General features: G+C 66.4%; 13 protein-coding genes. 4 read left to right on the top strand and 9 right to left on the bottom strand.

Translation table 11 applies throughout. The features are described 5' to 3' along the window. The first annotated feature begins 1 nt into the window (after position 1). The 4 genes from PTT45_RS03625 to PTT45_RS03610 all read left to right on the top strand — a co-directional run bounded on the left by PTT45_RS03625 (position 2) and on the right by PTT45_RS03610 (position 3,871). Positions 2-946 (top strand): ABC transporter permease, encoded by a 945-nt coding sequence (locus PTT45_RS03625; RefSeq protein WP_273811574.1) that lies wholly within the window; start codon positions 2-4, stop codon positions 944-946. Next, the gene (locus PTT45_RS03620) at positions 936-1,742 is read left to right on the top strand and encodes an ABC transporter permease (RefSeq protein ID WP_273811573.1); all 807 of its coding nucleotides are present in this window, start codon (positions 936-938) and stop codon (positions 1,740-1,742) included. Before PTT45_RS03625 ends, PTT45_RS03620 begins: the two co-directional genes overlap by 11 nt. A 67-nt stretch (positions 1,743-1,809) precedes the next feature. Continuing rightward, the gene (locus tag PTT45_RS03615; RefSeq protein ID WP_273811572.1) at positions 1,810-3,234 is read left to right on the top strand and encodes a gamma-aminobutyraldehyde dehydrogenase; all 1,425 of its coding nucleotides are present in this window, start codon (positions 1,810-1,812) and stop codon (positions 3,232-3,234) included. A 163-nt stretch (positions 3,235-3,397) separates the two neighbouring features. Further along, a complete protein-coding gene (locus PTT45_RS03610; RefSeq protein ID WP_273811571.1) occupies positions 3,398-3,871 on the top strand; it encodes an ester cyclase in 474 nt (157 codons plus the stop codon). A gap of 155 nt (positions 3,872-4,026) precedes the next feature. Here PTT45_RS03610 and PTT45_RS03605 read toward each other — a convergent pair whose 3' ends face one another. The 9 genes from PTT45_RS03605 to PTT45_RS03565 form a co-directional block, all read right to left on the bottom strand. Further along, positions 4,027-4,464 (bottom strand): nucleoside deaminase, encoded by a 438-nt coding sequence (locus PTT45_RS03605; RefSeq protein WP_273811570.1) that lies wholly within the window; start codon positions 4,462-4,464, stop codon positions 4,027-4,029. A gap of 72 nt (positions 4,465-4,536) precedes the next feature. After that, the gene (gene recJ, locus PTT45_RS03600; RefSeq protein ID WP_273811569.1) at positions 4,537-6,252 is read right to left on the bottom strand and encodes a single-stranded-DNA-specific exonuclease RecJ; all 1,716 of its coding nucleotides are present in this window, start codon (positions 6,250-6,252) and stop codon (positions 4,537-4,539) included. Between the two features lie 66 nt (positions 6,253-6,318). Continuing rightward, the gene (locus PTT45_RS03595) at positions 6,319-6,858 is read right to left on the bottom strand and encodes a YaeQ family protein (protein WP_273811568.1); all 540 of its coding nucleotides are present in this window, start codon (positions 6,856-6,858) and stop codon (positions 6,319-6,321) included. A 45-nt stretch (positions 6,859-6,903) separates the two neighbouring features. Next, entirely contained in the window at positions 6,904-8,055 is a 1,152-nt protein-coding gene (locus PTT45_RS03590) for a GGDEF domain-containing protein (protein WP_273811567.1), read from the bottom strand. A gap of 145 nt (positions 8,056-8,200) precedes the next feature. Continuing rightward, positions 8,201-8,902, bottom strand: a complete 702-nt coding sequence (locus tag PTT45_RS03585; RefSeq protein WP_273811566.1) for a phospholipase D-like domain-containing protein — start codon at positions 8,900-8,902, stop codon at positions 8,201-8,203. 10 nt (positions 8,903-8,912) lie between these two features. Next, positions 8,913-9,410, bottom strand: coding sequence for a rhomboid family intramembrane serine protease (locus tag PTT45_RS03580; protein WP_273811780.1), 498 nt, complete (start codon positions 9,408-9,410; stop codon positions 8,913-8,915). 50 nt (positions 9,411-9,460) lie between these two features. Further along, positions 9,461-14,719, bottom strand: coding sequence for a DNA repair ATPase (locus PTT45_RS03575; protein WP_273811565.1), 5,259 nt, complete (start codon positions 14,717-14,719; stop codon positions 9,461-9,463). A 169-nt stretch (positions 14,720-14,888) separates the two neighbouring features. Next, positions 14,889-15,128 carry a hypothetical protein gene (locus PTT45_RS03570; RefSeq protein WP_273811564.1) on the bottom strand — a complete coding sequence of 80 codons (240 nt, stop codon included), beginning with the start codon at positions 15,126-15,128 and terminating at the stop codon, positions 14,889-14,891. A 90-nt stretch (positions 15,129-15,218) separates the two neighbouring features. Continuing rightward, positions 15,219-17,270: a flotillin family protein gene (locus PTT45_RS03565; protein ID WP_273811563.1), complete on the bottom strand. Its 2,052-nt coding sequence runs from the start codon at positions 17,268-17,270 to the stop codon at positions 15,219-15,221. Positions 17,271-17,282: the final 12 nt, after the last annotated feature.

Raw genomic sequence — 17,282 nt, 5'->3', positions numbered from 1 at the left:
CATGAGCAGCCAGGCCATCGCCCTGCAAGGTGGAGGCGGCGTGCTGCGGCGCCTCTGCGACCTGCTCTACCGCAAGCCGACCCTATACCTGTCGCTGTTGCTGGTGCCGCCGCTGCTGTGGTTCGGTGCGATCTACCTGGGTTCGCTGCTGACCCTGCTGTGGCAGGGCTTCTACACCTTCGACGACTTCAGCATGACGGTCACCCCGGACCTGACCCTGGCCAACTTCAAGGCGCTGTTCCAGCCGGCCAACTTCGACATCATCCTGCGCACCGTGAGCATGGCCATCGCCGTGTCCATCGCCAGTGGCCTGGTGGCCTTCCCCATCGCCTACTACATGGCGCGCTACACCACCGGCAAAACCAAGGCGTTCTTCTACATCGCGGTGATGCTGCCGATGTGGGCCAGCTACATCGTCAAGGCCTACGCCTGGACCCTGCTGCTGGCCAAGGGTGGCGTAGCCATGTGGTTCATCCAGGCGCTGCACCTGCAACCGGTGCTGGAGTTCGTCCTGGGCATTCCCGGCGTCGGCGGCAACACCCTGTCGACCTCGCACCTGGGGCGCTTCATGGTATTCGTCTACATCTGGCTGCCGTTCATGATCCTGCCGATCCAGGCCTCGCTGGAGCGCCTGCCGCCGTCGCTGCTGCAGGCCTCTGCCGACCTCGGCGCACACCCGGCGCAGACCTTCATGCAGGTGATCCTGCCGCTGTCGATCCCGGGCATCGCCGCCGGTTCGATCTTCACCTTCAGCCTGACCCTGGGCGACTTCATCGTGCCGCAGCTGGTGGGGCCACCCGGCTTCTTCATCGGCAACATGGTGTATTCGCAGCAGGGCTCGATCGGCAACATGCCGATGGCTGCCGCCTTCACCCTGGTGCCGATCGTGCTGATCGCCGTGTACCTGTCCGTCGTCAAACGCCTGGGGGCCTTCGATGCACTCTGAGAAAGCGTCCTGGGGTCTGAAACTGGCCGCCTGGGGCGGGCTGGTGTTCCTGCACTTCCCGATCCTGATCATCTTCCTCTACGCCTTCAGCAGCGAGAGCGCCGGCTTCAGCTTCCCACCCAAGGGCCTGACCCTGGACTGGTTCGCCGTGGCCTTCGCCCGTGCCGACGTGCTCGAAGCGATCAAGCTGTCGCTGCAGGTGGCCGCCATCGCCACGCTGATCGCCATGCTGCTCGGCACCCTGGCTGCGGCGGCGCTGTACCGCCGCGACTTCTTCGGCAAGGAGAGCATCTCGATGATGCTGATCCTGCCGATCGCCCTGCCCGGCATCATCACCGGCATCGCCCTGCTCTCGGCGTTCAAGACCTTCGGCATCGAGCCGGGCCTGCTGACCATCGTCATCGGCCACGCCACCTTCTGCGTGGTGATCGTCTACAACAACGTCATCGCGCGCTTCCGCCGCACCAGCCACAGCCTGATCGAGGCCAGCATGGACCTCGGCGCCGACGGCTGGCAGACCTTCCGCTACATCGTCCTGCCCAACCTCGGCTCGGCGCTGCTGGCCGGCAGCATGCTGGCCTTCGCCCTGTCGTTCGACGAGATCATCGTCACCACCTTCACCGCCGGCCACGAGCGCACCCTGCCGCTGTGGCTGCTCAACCAGTTGGCGCGCCCGCGCGATGTGCCGGTGACCAACGTGGTGGCGATGGCGGTGATGCTGGTGACCATGCTGCCGATCCTCGGCGCCTACTACCTGACCAAGGGCGGCGAAGGCGTGGCCGGTAGCGGCAAGTGATTCTCCAACCCTCGCCTCCCATGGCGAGGGGCCCCATTCATGCAAACCCGATAGCGAGGCTTATGCGATGCAAACCAAACTGCTGATCAACGGCGAGCTGGTCGATGGCCTGGGCGCCGCGCAGCCGGTGCTCAACCCCTCCCTGGGCAGCACCCTGGTGCAGATTCCCGAGGCCAACGCCGAGCAGATCGACGCCGCCGTGCGCGCCGCCGATGCCGCCTTCGACGACTGGTCGCAGACTACGCCGGGCCAACGCTCCGCCCTGCTGCTGGCCCTGGCCGACGCCATCGACGCCAACGCCGACGAACTGGCCCGCCTGGAGTCGCAGAACTGCGGCAAGCCCTACGCCGCCGCACGCAACGACGAGCTGCCGGCCATCGCCGACGTGTTCCGCTTCTTCGCCGGCGCCGTGCGCTGCCTGCAGGGTTCCGCCGCCGGCGAGTACCTGCCCGGCCACACCTCGATGATCCGTCGCGACCCGATCGGCGTGGTCGCCTCCATCGCTCCGTGGAACTACCCGCTGATGATGGCCGCCTGGAAGCTGGCCCCGGCCCTGGCTGCCGGCAACTGCGTGGTGCTCAAGCCCTCCGAGCAGACTCCGCTGACCGCCCTGCGCCTGGGCCAACTGATCGCCGCTATCTTCCCCGCCGGCGTGGTCAACATCGTGTTCGGCCGTGGCGCCGCCGTCGGCGAGCCGCTGGTCAACCATGCCAAGGTGCGCATGGTGTCGCTGACCGGCTCGATCCCCACCGGCTCGAAGATCATCTCCAGCACCGCCGCTTCGGTGAAGCGCATGCACATGGAGCTGGGCGGCAAAGCCCCGGTGATCATCTTCGACGACGCCGACATCGACGCCGCCGTCGAGGGCATCCGTACCTTCGGTTTCTACAACGCCGGCCAGGACTGCACCGCCGCCTGCCGCATCTACGCGCAGAAGGGCATCTACGAGAAGTTCGTGGCCAAGCTCGGCGAGGCGGTCGGCTCGATCAAGCACGGCCTGCAGGACGACGCCGGCACCGAGCTCGGCCCGCTGATCACCGAGGTACACCGCCAGCGCGTGGCCGGCTTCGTCGAGCGCGCCAGCGCGGTGTCGCACATCGAGGTGGTCACCGGCGGCAAGGCGCCGACCGGCAACGGCTTCTTCTTCCTGCCCACGGTGCTGGCCGGCGCCAGGCAGAACGACGAGATCGTGCAGCGCGAGGTGTTCGGCCCGGTGGTCTCGGTCACCCCGTTCAATGACGAGGCGCAGGCCCTGGCCTGGGCCAACGCCTCCGACTACGGCCTGGCCAGCTCGGTGTGGACCCGCGACGTCGGCCGCGCCCATCGTCTGTCCGCACGCCTGCAGTACGGCTGCACCTGGGTCAACACGCACTTCATGCTGGTCAGCGAGATGCCGCACGGCGGCCTCAAGCACTCCGGCTACGGCAAGGACATGTCCATGTACGGCCTGGAGGACTACACCGCCATCCGCCATGTGATGTTCAAGCACTGATCTGAGCGGCGCGCACCTGGCTGGACCAGGCGCGCGCAACGTCCAGATCGCTCCACTGTTTCCCTGCTCCACGGGCGGTGCTCGGCACCGCTCGCGGGCAACGCTACGCCGATTTCGGGCCAGCCGGCCCACAACCCGCGGGTACGCCCGCACGGAGGCAAGCATGCGTCATCTCGTCAGAGCGTTATCCCTGCTGTCGCTGTTCTGTTTCGCCCACCTGGCCCAGGCGGCCGATGCCAAGGCCATAGTCGACGGCTACATGGCCGCCTGGAACGCCCACGACGCCGACCAGGCCGCGACCTTCCTGGCCGAGGACGCGGTGTACTTCGACGCCACCGTCGGCACCCCGCAGAACGGCAAGGCCGCCGCCCGCGACAACGTGATCAAGGTGTTCGTCGGCGCCGTGCCGGACCTGAAGTGGGAAATGACCAGCGCGCCGATCGTCAGCGCCGACGGCATCGCCTTCCAGTGGAAATTCAGCGGCACCAACAGCGGCGCCTGGAGCGCAGAAACCCCGGCCACCGGCAAACCGCTGGTGTTCGAAGGGGTCAGCTTCATCCGCATCAAGGACGGCAAGATCGCCTACCAGGGCGATTACTACGATGCCCTGGGCTTCAACAAGCAACTCGGCTGGTAAATCCGATCTGCTGCGCGTCGGCCATGCGTTGTTGGAAAAGGGCCTCGGGTGCTCATTTACCGTTTGTAAACTCCGCGCCCTCGGCCCTGTTCCGCCTAGCCTGGCTCTAGCTCGCGAGATCGGACCACAAAGCGTGGCGCCCTGCGGACGCCACGCTACTCGCCAATATCCTCGTTCCACAGCTCCGGCTTGGCGGCGATGAACTCCTCCATCAGGCGCACGCACTCGGCATCCTGCAGTACTTCGAGTTGCACGCCGCGCTCCCGCAGCAGCGCCTCCTCGCCGAGGAAGGTGCGGTTCTCGCCGATCACCACCCGTGGAATGCCGTAGAGCAGGATCGTCCCGCTGCACATGGCGCACGGCGACAGCGTGGTGTAGAGCACCGCCTCGCGGTAGACCCGCACCGGCTGGCGGCCGGCATTTTCGAAGGCATCCATCTCGCCATGGCGAATGGCGCTGCCCTGCTGTACCCGGCGATTGTGGCCGCGACCGATGATGCGGCCGTCATGCACGATCACCGAGCCGATGGGGATGCCACCCTCGGCCAGGCCCTGGCGGGCTTCCTCGATGGCGGCTTGCATGAAGGGGTCCATATGCGCTCCTCGCTGGGTCCGCGGCCGGGCTCGGCCGCCACCCAACCTTAGCGCAGATGCGCCGGCGCAGGCTCAGCGCGGTGCGAGGTGCGCCACCAGCAGCTGCACGCTCTCGCGGCCCTGGTACTCGTTGACGTCCAGTTTGTAGGCCAGCTCCACCCAGCGCACGCTGGCGTTGGGCCAGACCTCGCGGTCGACGTTGAAGGCGATGCCGTCCAGGGTCTGCCCCCCGCACTCGGTCTTCAGCACCAGCTTCAGGTGCTTCTCGCCCACCACGCGCTGGGTAACGATCTGGAACACGCCATGGAACAGCGGCTCGGGGAAGTGCTGGCCCCAGGGCCCGGCATGGCGCAGCGACTTGGCCAGCTCCAGGTGGAACTCCTCGACGCCCAGCTGGCCGTCGGACAGCAGGCGCCCGGTGAGATCGTCCTCGCTCAGCTGGCGACGCACCTCGGCATCGAAGGCAGCAGCGAAGGCGCCGTAGTTCTCCTGCGGCAGCGACAGGCCGGCGGCCATGGCGTGGCCACCGAACTTGCTGATCAGCCCCGGATGGCGCGCGGCCACGGCGTCCAGCGCATCGCGGATATGCAGACCGGGCACCGAGCGCGCCGAGCCCTTGAGCAGGCCGTCACCGGCATCGGCGAAGGCGATGGCCGGGCGGTGATAACGCTCCTTGAGACGCGAGGCGAGGATACCGATCACACCCTGGTGCCAGTCCCCCTCGAACAGGCACAGGCCGAACGGCATGTCCTCCAGGCTGAGGTCCTTGAGCTGGGCCAGCGCCTCGCGCTGCATGCCCTGCTCGATGGCCTTGCGGTCCTTGTTCAGATCGTCGAGCTGCTGGGCCATGTCCGCCACCAGCGCCTCGTCGTCGCACAGCAGGCACTCGATGCCCAGGCTCATGTCGTCCAGGCGGCCGGCCGCATTCAGGCGCGGGCCGAGGATGAAGCCGAGGTCGGTGGAGCTGATGCGCGCCGCCTGGCGCCCGGCCACGTCGAGAATGGCCTTGAGCCCCGGGCGCGCCCGGCCGGCACGGATGCGTGCCAGGCCCTGGTGCACCAGGATGCGATTGTTGGCGTCCAGCGGCACCACGTCGGCGACGCTGCCGAGCGCCACCAGGTCGAGCAGCTCGCCCAGGTTCGGCTCGGCAATGCCGGCGCGGGCGAACCAGTCGACCTCGCGCAGCCGGGCGCGCAGGGCCAGCAGCACATAGAAGATCACCCCGACCCCGGCCAGCGACTTGCTGGGGAAGTCGCAGCCCGGCTGGTTGGGATTGACGATGGCGTCCGCCGCAGGCAGCTCCGGGCCCGGGAGGTGGTGGTCGGTGACCAGCACCTTGAGGCCGGCGGCCTTGGCCGCGGCCACGCCCTCGACGCTGGAGATGCCGTTATCCACCGTCACCAGCAGATCGGGCTTGCGCTCCAGGGCCACGGCGACGATTTCCGGGGTCAGGCCGTAGCCGTACTCGAAGCGATTGGGCACCAGGTAGTCGACATGCGCCGCGCCGAGCATGCGCAGGCCGAGCACGCCAACCGAGCTGGCGGTGGCGCCGTCGGCATCGAAGTCGCCGACATAGAGGATGCGCTGACGCTGCTCCAGGGCCTGCACCAGCAGCTCCACCGCGCCGTCGATGCCCTTCAGCTGCTGGTACGGAATCAACCGCGCCAGGCCCTTGTCCAGCTCGGCGGCGGACTGCACGCCGCGGGCGGCGTACAGGCGGGTCAGCAGGGGCGGCAGCTCGCCCAGGTCAGGCAGCGTGGCGGGCAGAGGGCGAAGATCGATGCGCATGGAGCAACCATGTAGGGCGGGCGAACCCGGGTGAATCGGCGTAACAGCGGAGAGTGGCGCAGGCGATCAACGCTCGCCGTGCAGCCACTCCAGCGGAACTTCGTGCTGGCCGCGCTCGTCGGTGACGTAGAGCAGACCGTCGCTGATCATCACGCTCCAGCTCACCGAGCGCGGCAGGTCGCGGGCCAGGTTCTCTAGGGCTTCCTGGTCGACGCCGACCACGTTGATGTTCTTCAGGGTGCGCACGCCATCGAGCACCTTGCTCTGCCACACGCGCAGGTTGCCGTAGGCCACCAGGCTGAAGCGCTCGGTGCGGCGCGAGCACCAGGTGATGCGCTCGGCATCCGGCTGGCCGACCTCGATCCAGTGCAGCACGCGGTCATCCAGGCTCTTCTCCCACAGCGCCGGCTCATCGACGTCGGACAGGCCGCGACCGAAGGCCAGCTGCTCGTGGTACCACAGGGCGTAGGCGATCAGGCGCACGCACAGGCGCTCCTCGGTCTCCGAGGGGTGCTTGGCCACGGTGAACCGCAGGTTCTCGTAGACGTTGCGATCGAGGTCGGTGAGGTTCAGTTCGACTTTGTAGGGCGTGGCTTGCAGGGCCATGGCGGGCTTCTTGGCTGATTCGGGGAGGCGGCAAGTCTACCCGAATCAGCCCAGGCGCGGCTCCGCCCGATACAACTCCACGCGATTGCGCCCGGCCGCCTTGGCCGCGTACAGCGCCTGGTCGGCCTGCGACAACAGGCGGGTCAGCTCGTGGCCGGCCCCCTGCGCCAGCGCGACACCGATGCTCACGCTGAGCTGGCCTTCGGCGACGAACGGCAGCTCGGCGAACTCGCGGCGGATGCGTTCGGCCAGCGCCAGGCCGGCCTGGGCATCGGCCTCGGTCAGCAGGCAGACGAACTCCTCGCCACCGATGCGCGCGCAGAGGTCCTGCTGGCGCGAGCGGCCAGCGAGGATGCGGCCGAACTCGGCCAGGGCCTGGTCGCCCGCGGCGTGGCCGAAGTTGTCGTTGAGCCGCTTGAAATGGTCGAGGTCGCAGAGCAGCAGCACCGCCGGCAGGTGCCGGCGCGCACACTCGGCCAGCTGCAACTCGGCCGCGTCGACGAAGGCGCGGCGGTTGCCGATACCGGTCAGCGGGTCGCGCAGGGCCGCGCTCTTGTAGCGCAACTCCGCGCGCTCCTTGACCATCGCCAGGGTCACGAACGCCAGGCCGATCACGTAGAGCAGGGTCTCCAGCACCACCAGTGTGAAGAACGGCGTGCTCTGGCCGTTCGAGGCGAACGGCAGGTTGGAATCGAAGAAGGCGCGCAGGACGTAGAAGCTCATGTGAATCGAGGCCAGCAGCAAGGCCGGCCGCACATCCACCTCAAGCACCCGACGCCGGCGCCACAACTCCCAAGCACCGAGCCCGGCATAGATGGCCATCAGCAGCGAACCGACGGCTATCCGTGCCGGCAGCGACGCATAGAACGCCGGCACAATGCACAACAGCGCCCAGAGCGCCGGCCCGGCCAGTATGGCCATGAGACTCGGCCGCCGCCCTGCAAACACCCGCAGCGAGGTCCAGGCCAGCGCCGCACTGAGCAGGATCAGCACGTTGCCGAACACAATCGGCAACCAGTCGATGTTCATCTCACGCAGGCTGCCGATTAGCGTACCCAGCGCCCCCACCAGCAGGCCACCGGATAGGTAACCAAGCGTGGTGTCACGCCCGCGACTCCAGGCATGCAGCATGAGCACACCGACCAGGGTCAGGATGTAGATATCCAGCATCACCAGGGTGGCGAGGTTCAGTTGCATGGCACGCCCACTCGGGGCTCTGAGACGAAGGGCATGAAACGATATCTAAACGAGTGGTCAGGAACGGCGGCCACTTTACGTGGCCCATCCCGGTGACACCAGCAAAAGAAGTCAAATTGCCATCATTGGCGATCACCGCTCTCCGCTATAGGCCCCGGGAGCGCGCATAACGCGCCCAGAGCTGCTCGAACTCCGCCGCGTAGGCGGCCACCAGCTGCGGGTGGTCGATCACCAGCAGGTTCTCCTCGTTGCTGGTGCTGGCGCTGCGGGTCCAGTTGAAGCTGCCATTAAGCAGCACGCGGCCATCGAACAGGGCGAACTTGTGGTGCATGTGGAAGGGACTGTCGTCGATGCGCAGCGGCACGCCCTGGGCGAGCAGTTGCTGGATGTCGCTGCCCTCGTCGAACTGTTTCTCGTTGTCGCTGATCACCCGCACCGCCACGCCACGGCGGTGGCAGGCGACGATCTCTTCGCTGAGGCGATCGTCGGAGATGGTGTAGACGCAGATATCCACGCTGCTGCGCGCCTGGCGGCACAGCTCGCGGATCTTGCGCAGGCAGTCTTCGCCGGGGCTGAAGTGGGCGCTGGCCACGGCCGGGCGCGGCGGCGCACTGGCGGCGTCGAGGGTCTTGATCACCTGTTCCAGCCATTTCAGCGCCGGCAGCAGATTGGCCGTGTCGGTCAGTGCCAGGTCACGCACCAGGTCGAAGGCGCGGTTGCGCAGGTAACGCACCTGGTCCGGGCCCAGGTCGCTGCCCAGCTGGCGCAGCTCGTCGCGTTCCTCATTGCTCAGTTTGAGATCGACCAGGCTGTCGCGCAGTTGCTGGTCGAGACGGGCAAAGTCCATTTCCGCATCCTCAGGTCGAACGTCGGCGCCGACTCAACGCGGCGAACAACACGCCGCACAGGGCACCGAACAGGTGGTATTCGAAGGAGATGCCCTGGCTCGGCAACAGCCCGAGCCACCAGCCGCCGTAGTAGAACAGCACCAGCAGAGCGATCAGCAGGCTGCCCAGGCTGCGCTCGAACCAGGCGCGCGCCAGCAGCAGCCCCCACAGGCCGAACACCCAGCCACTGGCGCCCAGGTGCATGCCCGACCGGGCGAACAGCCAGACCAGCAGGCCGCTGCCGATGATGATGAAGGCGCTGGCGGCGAGGAACTGGCGCAGCGAACCGAGCAGCGCCAGCCAGCCCAGCAGCATCAGCCCCGGCAGGTTGTTGAGCAGGTGCCACCAGCCGGCGTGCAGCCAGGGCGCGAAGAGAATGCCGGGCAGGCTGTCGACATGCCGTGGCAGTACGCCCCATACATTGAGGGCGTTGCCACTCAGGTTATTGCCGACCTGCAGCACCAGCATCAGCGCGGCGATGCCGGCGAGCAGCCGCAGGCGCGGTGCCAGCCAGGCCGTCACTTCTGCTCCGGCCCCGCTTCGGCGGGCGCTTGCGGCGCACCGAGGAGCTGGCCCAGCTCGCGCAGGCGCTGGGCCATATCGCCCATGCGATTGTGCGTGCGCAGGTCGATCTCGATCTTCTTGTCCATCGCGTTCATCAGCGGCAGGAAGCTGTTCTGCAGGGTGCCGGCCACGCTCTCCAACAGGGTCTGCATGCCCGGCTGCGGCGGTGCCACCACTTCCACCTCGACCTGCGGCTGCAGGGTGCCGAGGCGTTCCAGGCCGGCCAGCAGCTCGTTCCAGGGAATGTCCTGCTGCTTCTGCGGCTCGCGCTGCAGGTTGCCGCCAAGGGCGCGGATGCCTTCCACCAGGTCGTTGAGCTGGGCCACCACGCGAGCGCCAACATCGCTGTCGCTGCCGCCCATGGCCTTGTTGCGCAGGAAGTCGCGCTTGATCTGCGCCCAGCGCTCGCCCTGCTCCGCCGTCATGTTGCCGCGCAGCTCGGCCAGCTTGAGCAGGTTCTCCTCGGCACCGGTGGTAAGCAGCTGCGACTCGCCCTGGTAGTGGTCGGCGATCAGCTGTAGCAACTCGGCGTCGTTCATCACCGCGCTGATCTTCTCGGTCATCTTGTTCATGTTGCGGTAGCTGCCCTGCAGCTTGAACGGCGGCTCGCTGCGGTACTGGTCGGCCTGGGCGGCGCTGGCGATGTACTGCTGGTTGACCCGGCCCACCACGTCGCGCACCTGCATCAGGCGCTGCAGGGTGCTGACGATCTCGTTGATCTCAGCACCGCTGTAGCCGTGGCTCAGCTCGTTGGCGGAGAACGGCTTGCCCTCGGCCTTGGCGACGAAACGGTAGACGTCGGCCATGTCGCGGGTGGCCAACGGCGCCAGCACCGGGTTGGAGGTCAGGCCGTTCTCGATATAGCTGAGGGAGAAGGCTTCCTGCATGCCGCCCAGGGTGTCACCCAGGTTATAGATGTCGGCGCGATTGGCCAGCATGTCGGGGATTTTGAAGACGTCGCCGGACTCGGTGTACGGGTTGCCGGACATGATCACGCAGAACTTCTTGCCGCGCATGTCGTAGGTCCGGGTCTGGCCCTTCCACACGCCCTCGATGCGCCGGGTGCCGTCGCACAGCGAGATGAACTTCTGCAGGAATTCCGGGTGGGTGTGCTGGATGTCGTCGACATACAGCATCACGTTATTGCCCATCTCCAGCGCCAGGTTGAGCTTCTCCAGCTCCTGACGCGAGGTGGCGTCCGGCGCCTGGGCCGGGTCGATGGAGCGCACTTCGTGGCCGAGGGCCGGGCCGTTGATCTTCATGAAGATCAGGCCTAGGCGATGAGCCACGTACTCCATCAGCGTGGTCTTGCCGTAGCCGGGCGGCGAGATGAGCATCAGCAGGCCCATCAGGTCGGTGCGTTTGTTCTCGCCGGCGGTGCCCATCTGCTTGGCCAGGTTGTCGCCGATGAAACCCAAATACACATCGTTGATCAGCTTGTTGCGCACGAAGGAGCTGAGCGGCTTGGCCTTGAACTCGGCCAGGCGCAGCGCCGCACGCTCGCGGCCGATCACCTCCTGGCGCAGGGCCTGATAGCGCTGCAGACCAGGCAGGAAGGCTTGGCGGTGGCTGCGCAGACGGGCGAACAGGTCGTCCACCGCCAGCACCAGTTGGCGCTCCTGGATGCGCGAATGCTCGCCCATCAGATTGGCGACGGTGAAGCGCAGGTCCACTTCGGTGACGCGGCCGGGGAAGCCTTCGCCCAGCAGCGACAGTGCCACCGCCTCGGCGACATAGCCGGCCAGCGGGGCGAACTCGCCCTGGGCGCAGAGGCCGCGCAGCCAGTTGTCGGCCAATGTCCATTGTGCCGCCGGGCGACCTTGCAGGCGCGCCAGGGCCTGCTGGTAGTCGTCCCACATGCGCGCGCCCTGCAGACGCAGCTTGAGACCTTCCTGCAACTGCTTTGCGTACTTGCTGAAAACGAACTCGATGCGCTCGGCGGCCAGTTCCTGCACCAGGTACTCGGCGGCCTCCTCCACTACAGCGGCGGCCAGGCCCAGGGGCTGCTCGGCGAGGAAAGCCTGCAGCGCCTCGGCGATCTCGCCCTGCAACTGTTGCAGGCCTTCGCGGCGGCCGAACAGCTGCTGGATGTGGCGGCTGGTGCGCGCCCGCTCCGGCCACTGGGTGGCGCTGTCGGTATCGCACTGCAGATCCCAGAACAGACAGGCCAGGGCGCGCGCCTCGGCTCCGTAGCGCAGCAGCCCGGCACTGTCGCGCAACGGCAGCAGCTGGATGAGGATGGCGGCGGCGTCGTGGTCGTGGATGCCCTTCTCGTAGCCTTCCTTGTAACGCGGCGCGGCGAAATCGCGGATCAGCCGGGCCAGCTCGCCCGGTTGCGCCAGCAGGGATTTCAGGCGCTCCAGATCGAGGCCTTCGCGGCCCTCGTCGGCGGCAGTCAGCACCTCGCCGGCCAGGTATTCGGCGCGGTACAGGTGTTCGGATTCAGACTCCAGCGCCACCTGCCAGAACGGCTTGAGCGCCTCCAGCTCGGCATTGGCCAATGGCTCGAGGAAGTCGGTGCCGGTCAGGTGCAGATACAGCTGGTCGCCGCGCGGCAGCAGGGTCAGGTCCAGCTCCTGGGTGTTGACGCTGAAGCGGTGGCGCGGGCCGAGCTTGATGACGTTGCCGCCTTCCTCGAACAGCTCGCTCTTGTCACGCAGCGCGCGCACGGCCTGGTCGCGGGCGCCCTTGAGGCGCGCCTCGATGTCGTCGGCCTTGACGCTGTCCTTCAGCTCGCGCAAACGACCAGTCATTTCGCGCAGCTTGAGAATCAGCGGGTCGGCGGCGAAGAAGGCGTTGAGCTCCTCGGCCTGGGTGAACTTGGCAGTGCGCCGGGCCAGGCTGTCGAGGATGCGCTTGGCCGCATCCAGCACGCTCTGCGCCTTGCGCTGGCGCTCGTCGAGCAGCGCCTGCTTGTGCGCCTCGAAGGTCTCCAGCAACTCCTCGCGCTTGGCCAGGATGTCGCCGATGAACTGCTCCTGGTCACCGAACTGGCTCTCCAGTTCCTCCAGCTGCACCAGCAGGCGCGCCAGCTGCTCGTCGCAGCGCTCCGGATCCTGGGCCTGACCGAGGGCGTTGGTGATGCCCTGGCTGAACAGTTTGAACTGGGCGCCGAACTGCGCCACCGTCTCGCTCGAGCCCAGGCCCTTGCGCCGTTGCTCGGCGCGGGCCTTGGCCTGGTTGAGGCGGGCATAGATCTCGGAGATGGACTCGACGATACGAGTGCGCTGGGTAGCGTCGTCGATCTTCAGCGACGCCATCAGGCCGGACAGCATGTCCAGGTCGGCCGCCATGGTCTGCAACGCGGCCAGCGGCTCGGCCAGCTGCGCCACGGTCTCGGCCTTCTGCGCCTGTTCGTCGAGGCCCTGCAAGCGCACAACGAAGGGTTGCAGGGCTGCATCGCCAGCGAGGAAGGTGGCGGTGGCGGCGGAGGTACGCTCCTGGGCGGCCAGCAGCTCGGCCTCCATGGCGTCCAGGCGCACGAGGTCGATGTAGCGGTATTCGCGGATGGTCAGCAGCAGGCCGCGCTGGGCGGTGATGCCGTTGAGGCCGTCGACGAAGCTCTGCGCCTGGTCCCAGCTGTCCGGCAGCAAGCCGTCGAGCAGGGTCTTATGGCGGCTCTCGGCATCGACCATGGCCTGGGCCGACTGCTTGCGGATGCTCTCGACCTTCTCGTATTCGTCCAGCACCAGCTCGGAGGTGGCGGCGATCTCGCGCAGCAGCGGCGCCAGGCCGGCCAGCGGCTCACCGCTCAGCCAGTGGTAGGCGTCGAACAGACGGCGGGTGTTCTGGCACAGCAGGCTGTAGCGCTGTACCGATACCGCCGGCGCGTCGATCTCGCGGCACAGGTCGTACAGGTCGGAGACGCCGCGTACCAGCTCGGCATTGCCGATCTTGCCGAGGAAGCCGCTGCGCGCTGGCTGGCGGGCGGCGAATTCATCGCTGCAGAACGGTGTCTGCCAGATCTGCATCGGGTGGATGCGGGTCGGCTCCTCGCCTTCGGCGGCGAAGATCACCGTGCGCCCGTCTTCCAGGCGCGCATAACCGTGGCCGAACAGCGGGTTCTGCAGCTGGCGGTTGATCATGTTGTAGGTCAGCAGCACCGCCCGCCCCTGCTCGGGATGGTAGAAGATGTACTGCACGTCCTCGCCGTTGGGCGAGCGCACGGCGCGCTTGAAGCGCATGCCGGCCATCGATTGCTCGAAGGTCTTGTACTCGCCGTTCTGCAGGTAGTAGCCGCCGGGGAAGATGATCCCGTGGTCTTCCGGCAGCTGCACACAGGCCTGGCCGATGGCGTCGATGCGCTCCACCTTGCCGGTGAGGCCGTTGTACACCAGGTAGCGCCACTGCTCCTCGCGGTACGGCAGCACCTTGAGCAGCACCAGGCTGCCGAGGCGGGCGAACTCGACCTGGGCGTCGTCCAACGACTGGGTCTTGTCCAGCACCTCCTCGCGGTAGATGCCCAGGCCATCCTCGGTGTTGTTCTCGACCTTGATGGTGAGGTCGCCACCGATGGTTTCGACGAACAAGGTGTCGAGAATATTCAGGTGCGGATGGCGGCCTTCCACCACCATCTCGCGAGTGGCCTTGATCCACTCGAAATCGAACGGTGCCGGCAGCGCAATATCGCGCTCGCCGCGGTTGTCGATGTAGCGCACGTCCTTGCCGTCGAGGGAGATCGACCAGCGGAACACACGAATATCGGTGACCCGATCGCCGATCTGGAAGCTCGCCAGCAGCTTGCCATCGCGGATGGCCAGCTGCAGCAGACGGGTGTTCTTGTAGTAGCTGTACAGCTCGTTGAAGTCGTTGACGAAGCCAGCTGCGCCCAGGAAGGTGCCTTCCAGCGGCACCGGCTCGGCCTCGTAGGCATCACCCTCGCCTACCAGGCGATACAGGGAGAACACGTCGGCGACGCCGGTCTCCTTCTTCAGGCCGAGGAACACGTTGTAGCCGAACAGCAGGCAGTCGCCGACCTGGACGATGTCACGGGCGATGCAGTTGTTCTCGGTGCGGATACGCACCCGCCCGACCACTTCCATCTGGCTACTGCCGAACTCCTCCAGGCGCTGGCCATTGAGGTTCTCGGTGATCTGCCGCAGGCGTTGCCCCTGGTCCAGCAGGCGCTTGTGCAGCACCTCGTAGGCGCCGCCTTCGGCGACGGCCTTGTCCAGTACGTCCTGGGTTTGGGTTGCGGCTGGTGCGTCCGACATCGTGGCCTTCCTGGATCTGCGCTGTCTGCGGGCAATGGTGCGGAGAGTGAAGCTAACGGGCTAAGCGGAAATCTGTTGAGCGAATCGGCAAGAGCGGGCGACTGAACATCAGCCGCTCGCTATCGCCTTCCCTGGCACGACATGCGCCGTGCTCGGGATTTGGCGCTGCTCAGGCGCCGATTTTCTTGGCGACTTCGGCCAGCTTGTCGCGCATGGCCTGGTCGATTTCTTCTGGCTTGATCTGCGCGATGATCTTCTTCAGCACGCGGATTTCGTTGTCGTCGATAGCGCCATCGCGTTCGGCGATAGCGAGCAGCTGCCCCAGTTCCTCGACATCCAGGCGGCCGTCATCGGCAAAGCACTGGATCGAGCGGAAGGACATTTCCAGATAATCCCGAGGTTCCAACATGACATCTCTCCTTGTTCTGCATGGGGTGGGCTCATGCCCATGGAAATATCGGGAGCGAGCCTGCTCGCCCCCGTATAGATAGCTACCGGATCAGGCCTCGGCGGCCGGCGTCACGACTTCCAGGTCGGGCTTGCGCTCGGCCGCTTTACCGTTGAGCAGGCGTGCCAGCACGTCCTGTACCACCGGGCTCTTGCCCACTACACCTTCGATGGCCTTGCCCACCGAGAGCGACTTGGCGAAGGAGTTGAAGAAGTCGCCCTCGCCGCCGACAATCTCGATCTTCGCCTTGGCCAGCGCGGTGGCGAGCACCTCGGCCTGATCCTTGGCGATCTCCTTGTTGGCGGCGATGGCGGCCATGGCCTCCTCGAAGCTCTTCTCCAGCTGCATGCGGAATTCTTCGTGCTGGCGCGCGCTGTCGCTGAGGGCGTCGAGGGCACCGAACTTCTTGCCCAGACCTTCCGCTTCGGCGTTCAGGCGCTGCAGCAGCACATCGGCTTCCGACGTACCCAGGTCCTTGGTCGCCTGGGCCTTGGCCGCACCGAGCTGCTGCTCGCCGCGGGCCTGGGCGCCCAGTTTCTCTTCCAGCACCTTGGCTTCGGCCAGACCATCTTTCTCCTTGGCTGCGGCCTGGGCTTCCAGTACGCGGGCCTCGGCCAGGCCTTTTTCCTGCTCGCCCTTGGCTTCGGCGATCAGCTGCTCGGCACGCACGCGAGCCTCGGCCAGACCGTCCTTCTCCTTGGCCGCGGCAGTGACTTCCAACACACGGGCATCAGCCAGGCCAGGCGCAGCGCGCTCGGCCTCGATACCTTCGGCCATGCGCTTCTTGGCCTCGGCCTGCTTGGCCGCCGCTTCCAGCTCGGCCTGGGCCAGGTTGTTGATTTCCACGGCCTTGTGTTTGGAACGGGTCTCGTCGGCCTCGGCCTGCTTGACCTGGCGTACCAGCTCCTGTTCGGCCTGGGCCTGGGCCTGCAGCACGATGACCTGCTTGGCACGCTCGGCCTCGGACACCTCACGCACTTCCTTGATGCGCTCTTCTTCCTGGGCCACGGTCTTCTCGACCGCGACGCGCTCGCGAATCACATTGGCGATGTTCTTGCGCTGCTCTTCCAGGGCCTTCTCGGCCTCGATGCGCTGCAGCTCGACCTCGCGCTCGCGGGCCACCACTTCCAGGTCCTTGGCGCGGGTGACTTTCTCCACCTCGATGACCACGGCACGCTGGCGATTCTGCTGGGCAACCTCGACTTCGCGCTGGTGGTTCTCGGTGCGCACGTCGATTTCCTGCTGCGACTGGATGCGCGCCTGCTCGGCCTTGAGACGCTCCTCTTCCTTGACCTTGATGGTCTCGGCTTCCTCACGGGCACGGATGGTCTCGACCTCACGCTTCTGGCGTGCTTCGGCATCGGCCTGCTGGCGTTCCAGGGCCAGGGTCGCTTCGCGGGTTTCGACGTTCTTCTTCTTGATCGCCAGCTCTTCGTTACGCTCGAGGTCGTTGGTGATGACGTTCTGCGCAGCGGTCAACTCGGTGATCTTGCGGATACCGGCGGCGTCGAGGATGTTGCTCGGGTCCAGCGAGCTCTTGGCGGTCTGCTCCAGGTAGTCGATGGCGACGTCTTCCAGCACATAGCCGTTGAGGTCGTTGCCGATGGTCTCGATAATACGGTCGCGGAAGTCCTGGCGGTTCTCGAACAGCTGGACGAAGTCGAACTGCTTGCCGACGGTCTTCAGCGCCTCGGAGAACTTGGCGTTGAACAGCTCGTTGACTGCGGCGCGATCGGAGGCGCGATCCACGCCGATGGCCTTGGCCACCTTGAGCACGTCTTCCTGGGTCTCGTTGACGCGCAGGTAGAAGGCCACGGTGATGTCGGCACGCATGTTGTCCTTGCAGATCAGGCCGTCCTTGCCGCGACGATCCACTTCCAGGGTGATCAGCGAAATGCGCATGAACTCCTTGAGGTAAATCACCGGGTACACCAGGGCACCGGTGAAGTGCACCTTGGGCGTGGAGGACATGTCGTTGACGATCAGCGCCGTGCCCTGCGGGACCTTGATATAGAAGGCCTTGAACAGCACGAAGAAGCCGAAGATCAGCAGGAATACGACACCGACGCCGATCAGGAAGGGCATCACCAATTCGAGGCTCATTGCAATCAATCT

The sequence above is a fragment of the Pseudomonas sp. Gutcm_11s genome (genome assembly GCF_028649395.1).
GTDB lineage: Bacteria > Pseudomonadota > Gammaproteobacteria > Pseudomonadales > Pseudomonadaceae > Aquipseudomonas.
The sequence above is the reverse complement of the archived record's forward strand: the minus strand, read 5'-3'. Positions and strand labels throughout refer to the sequence as shown.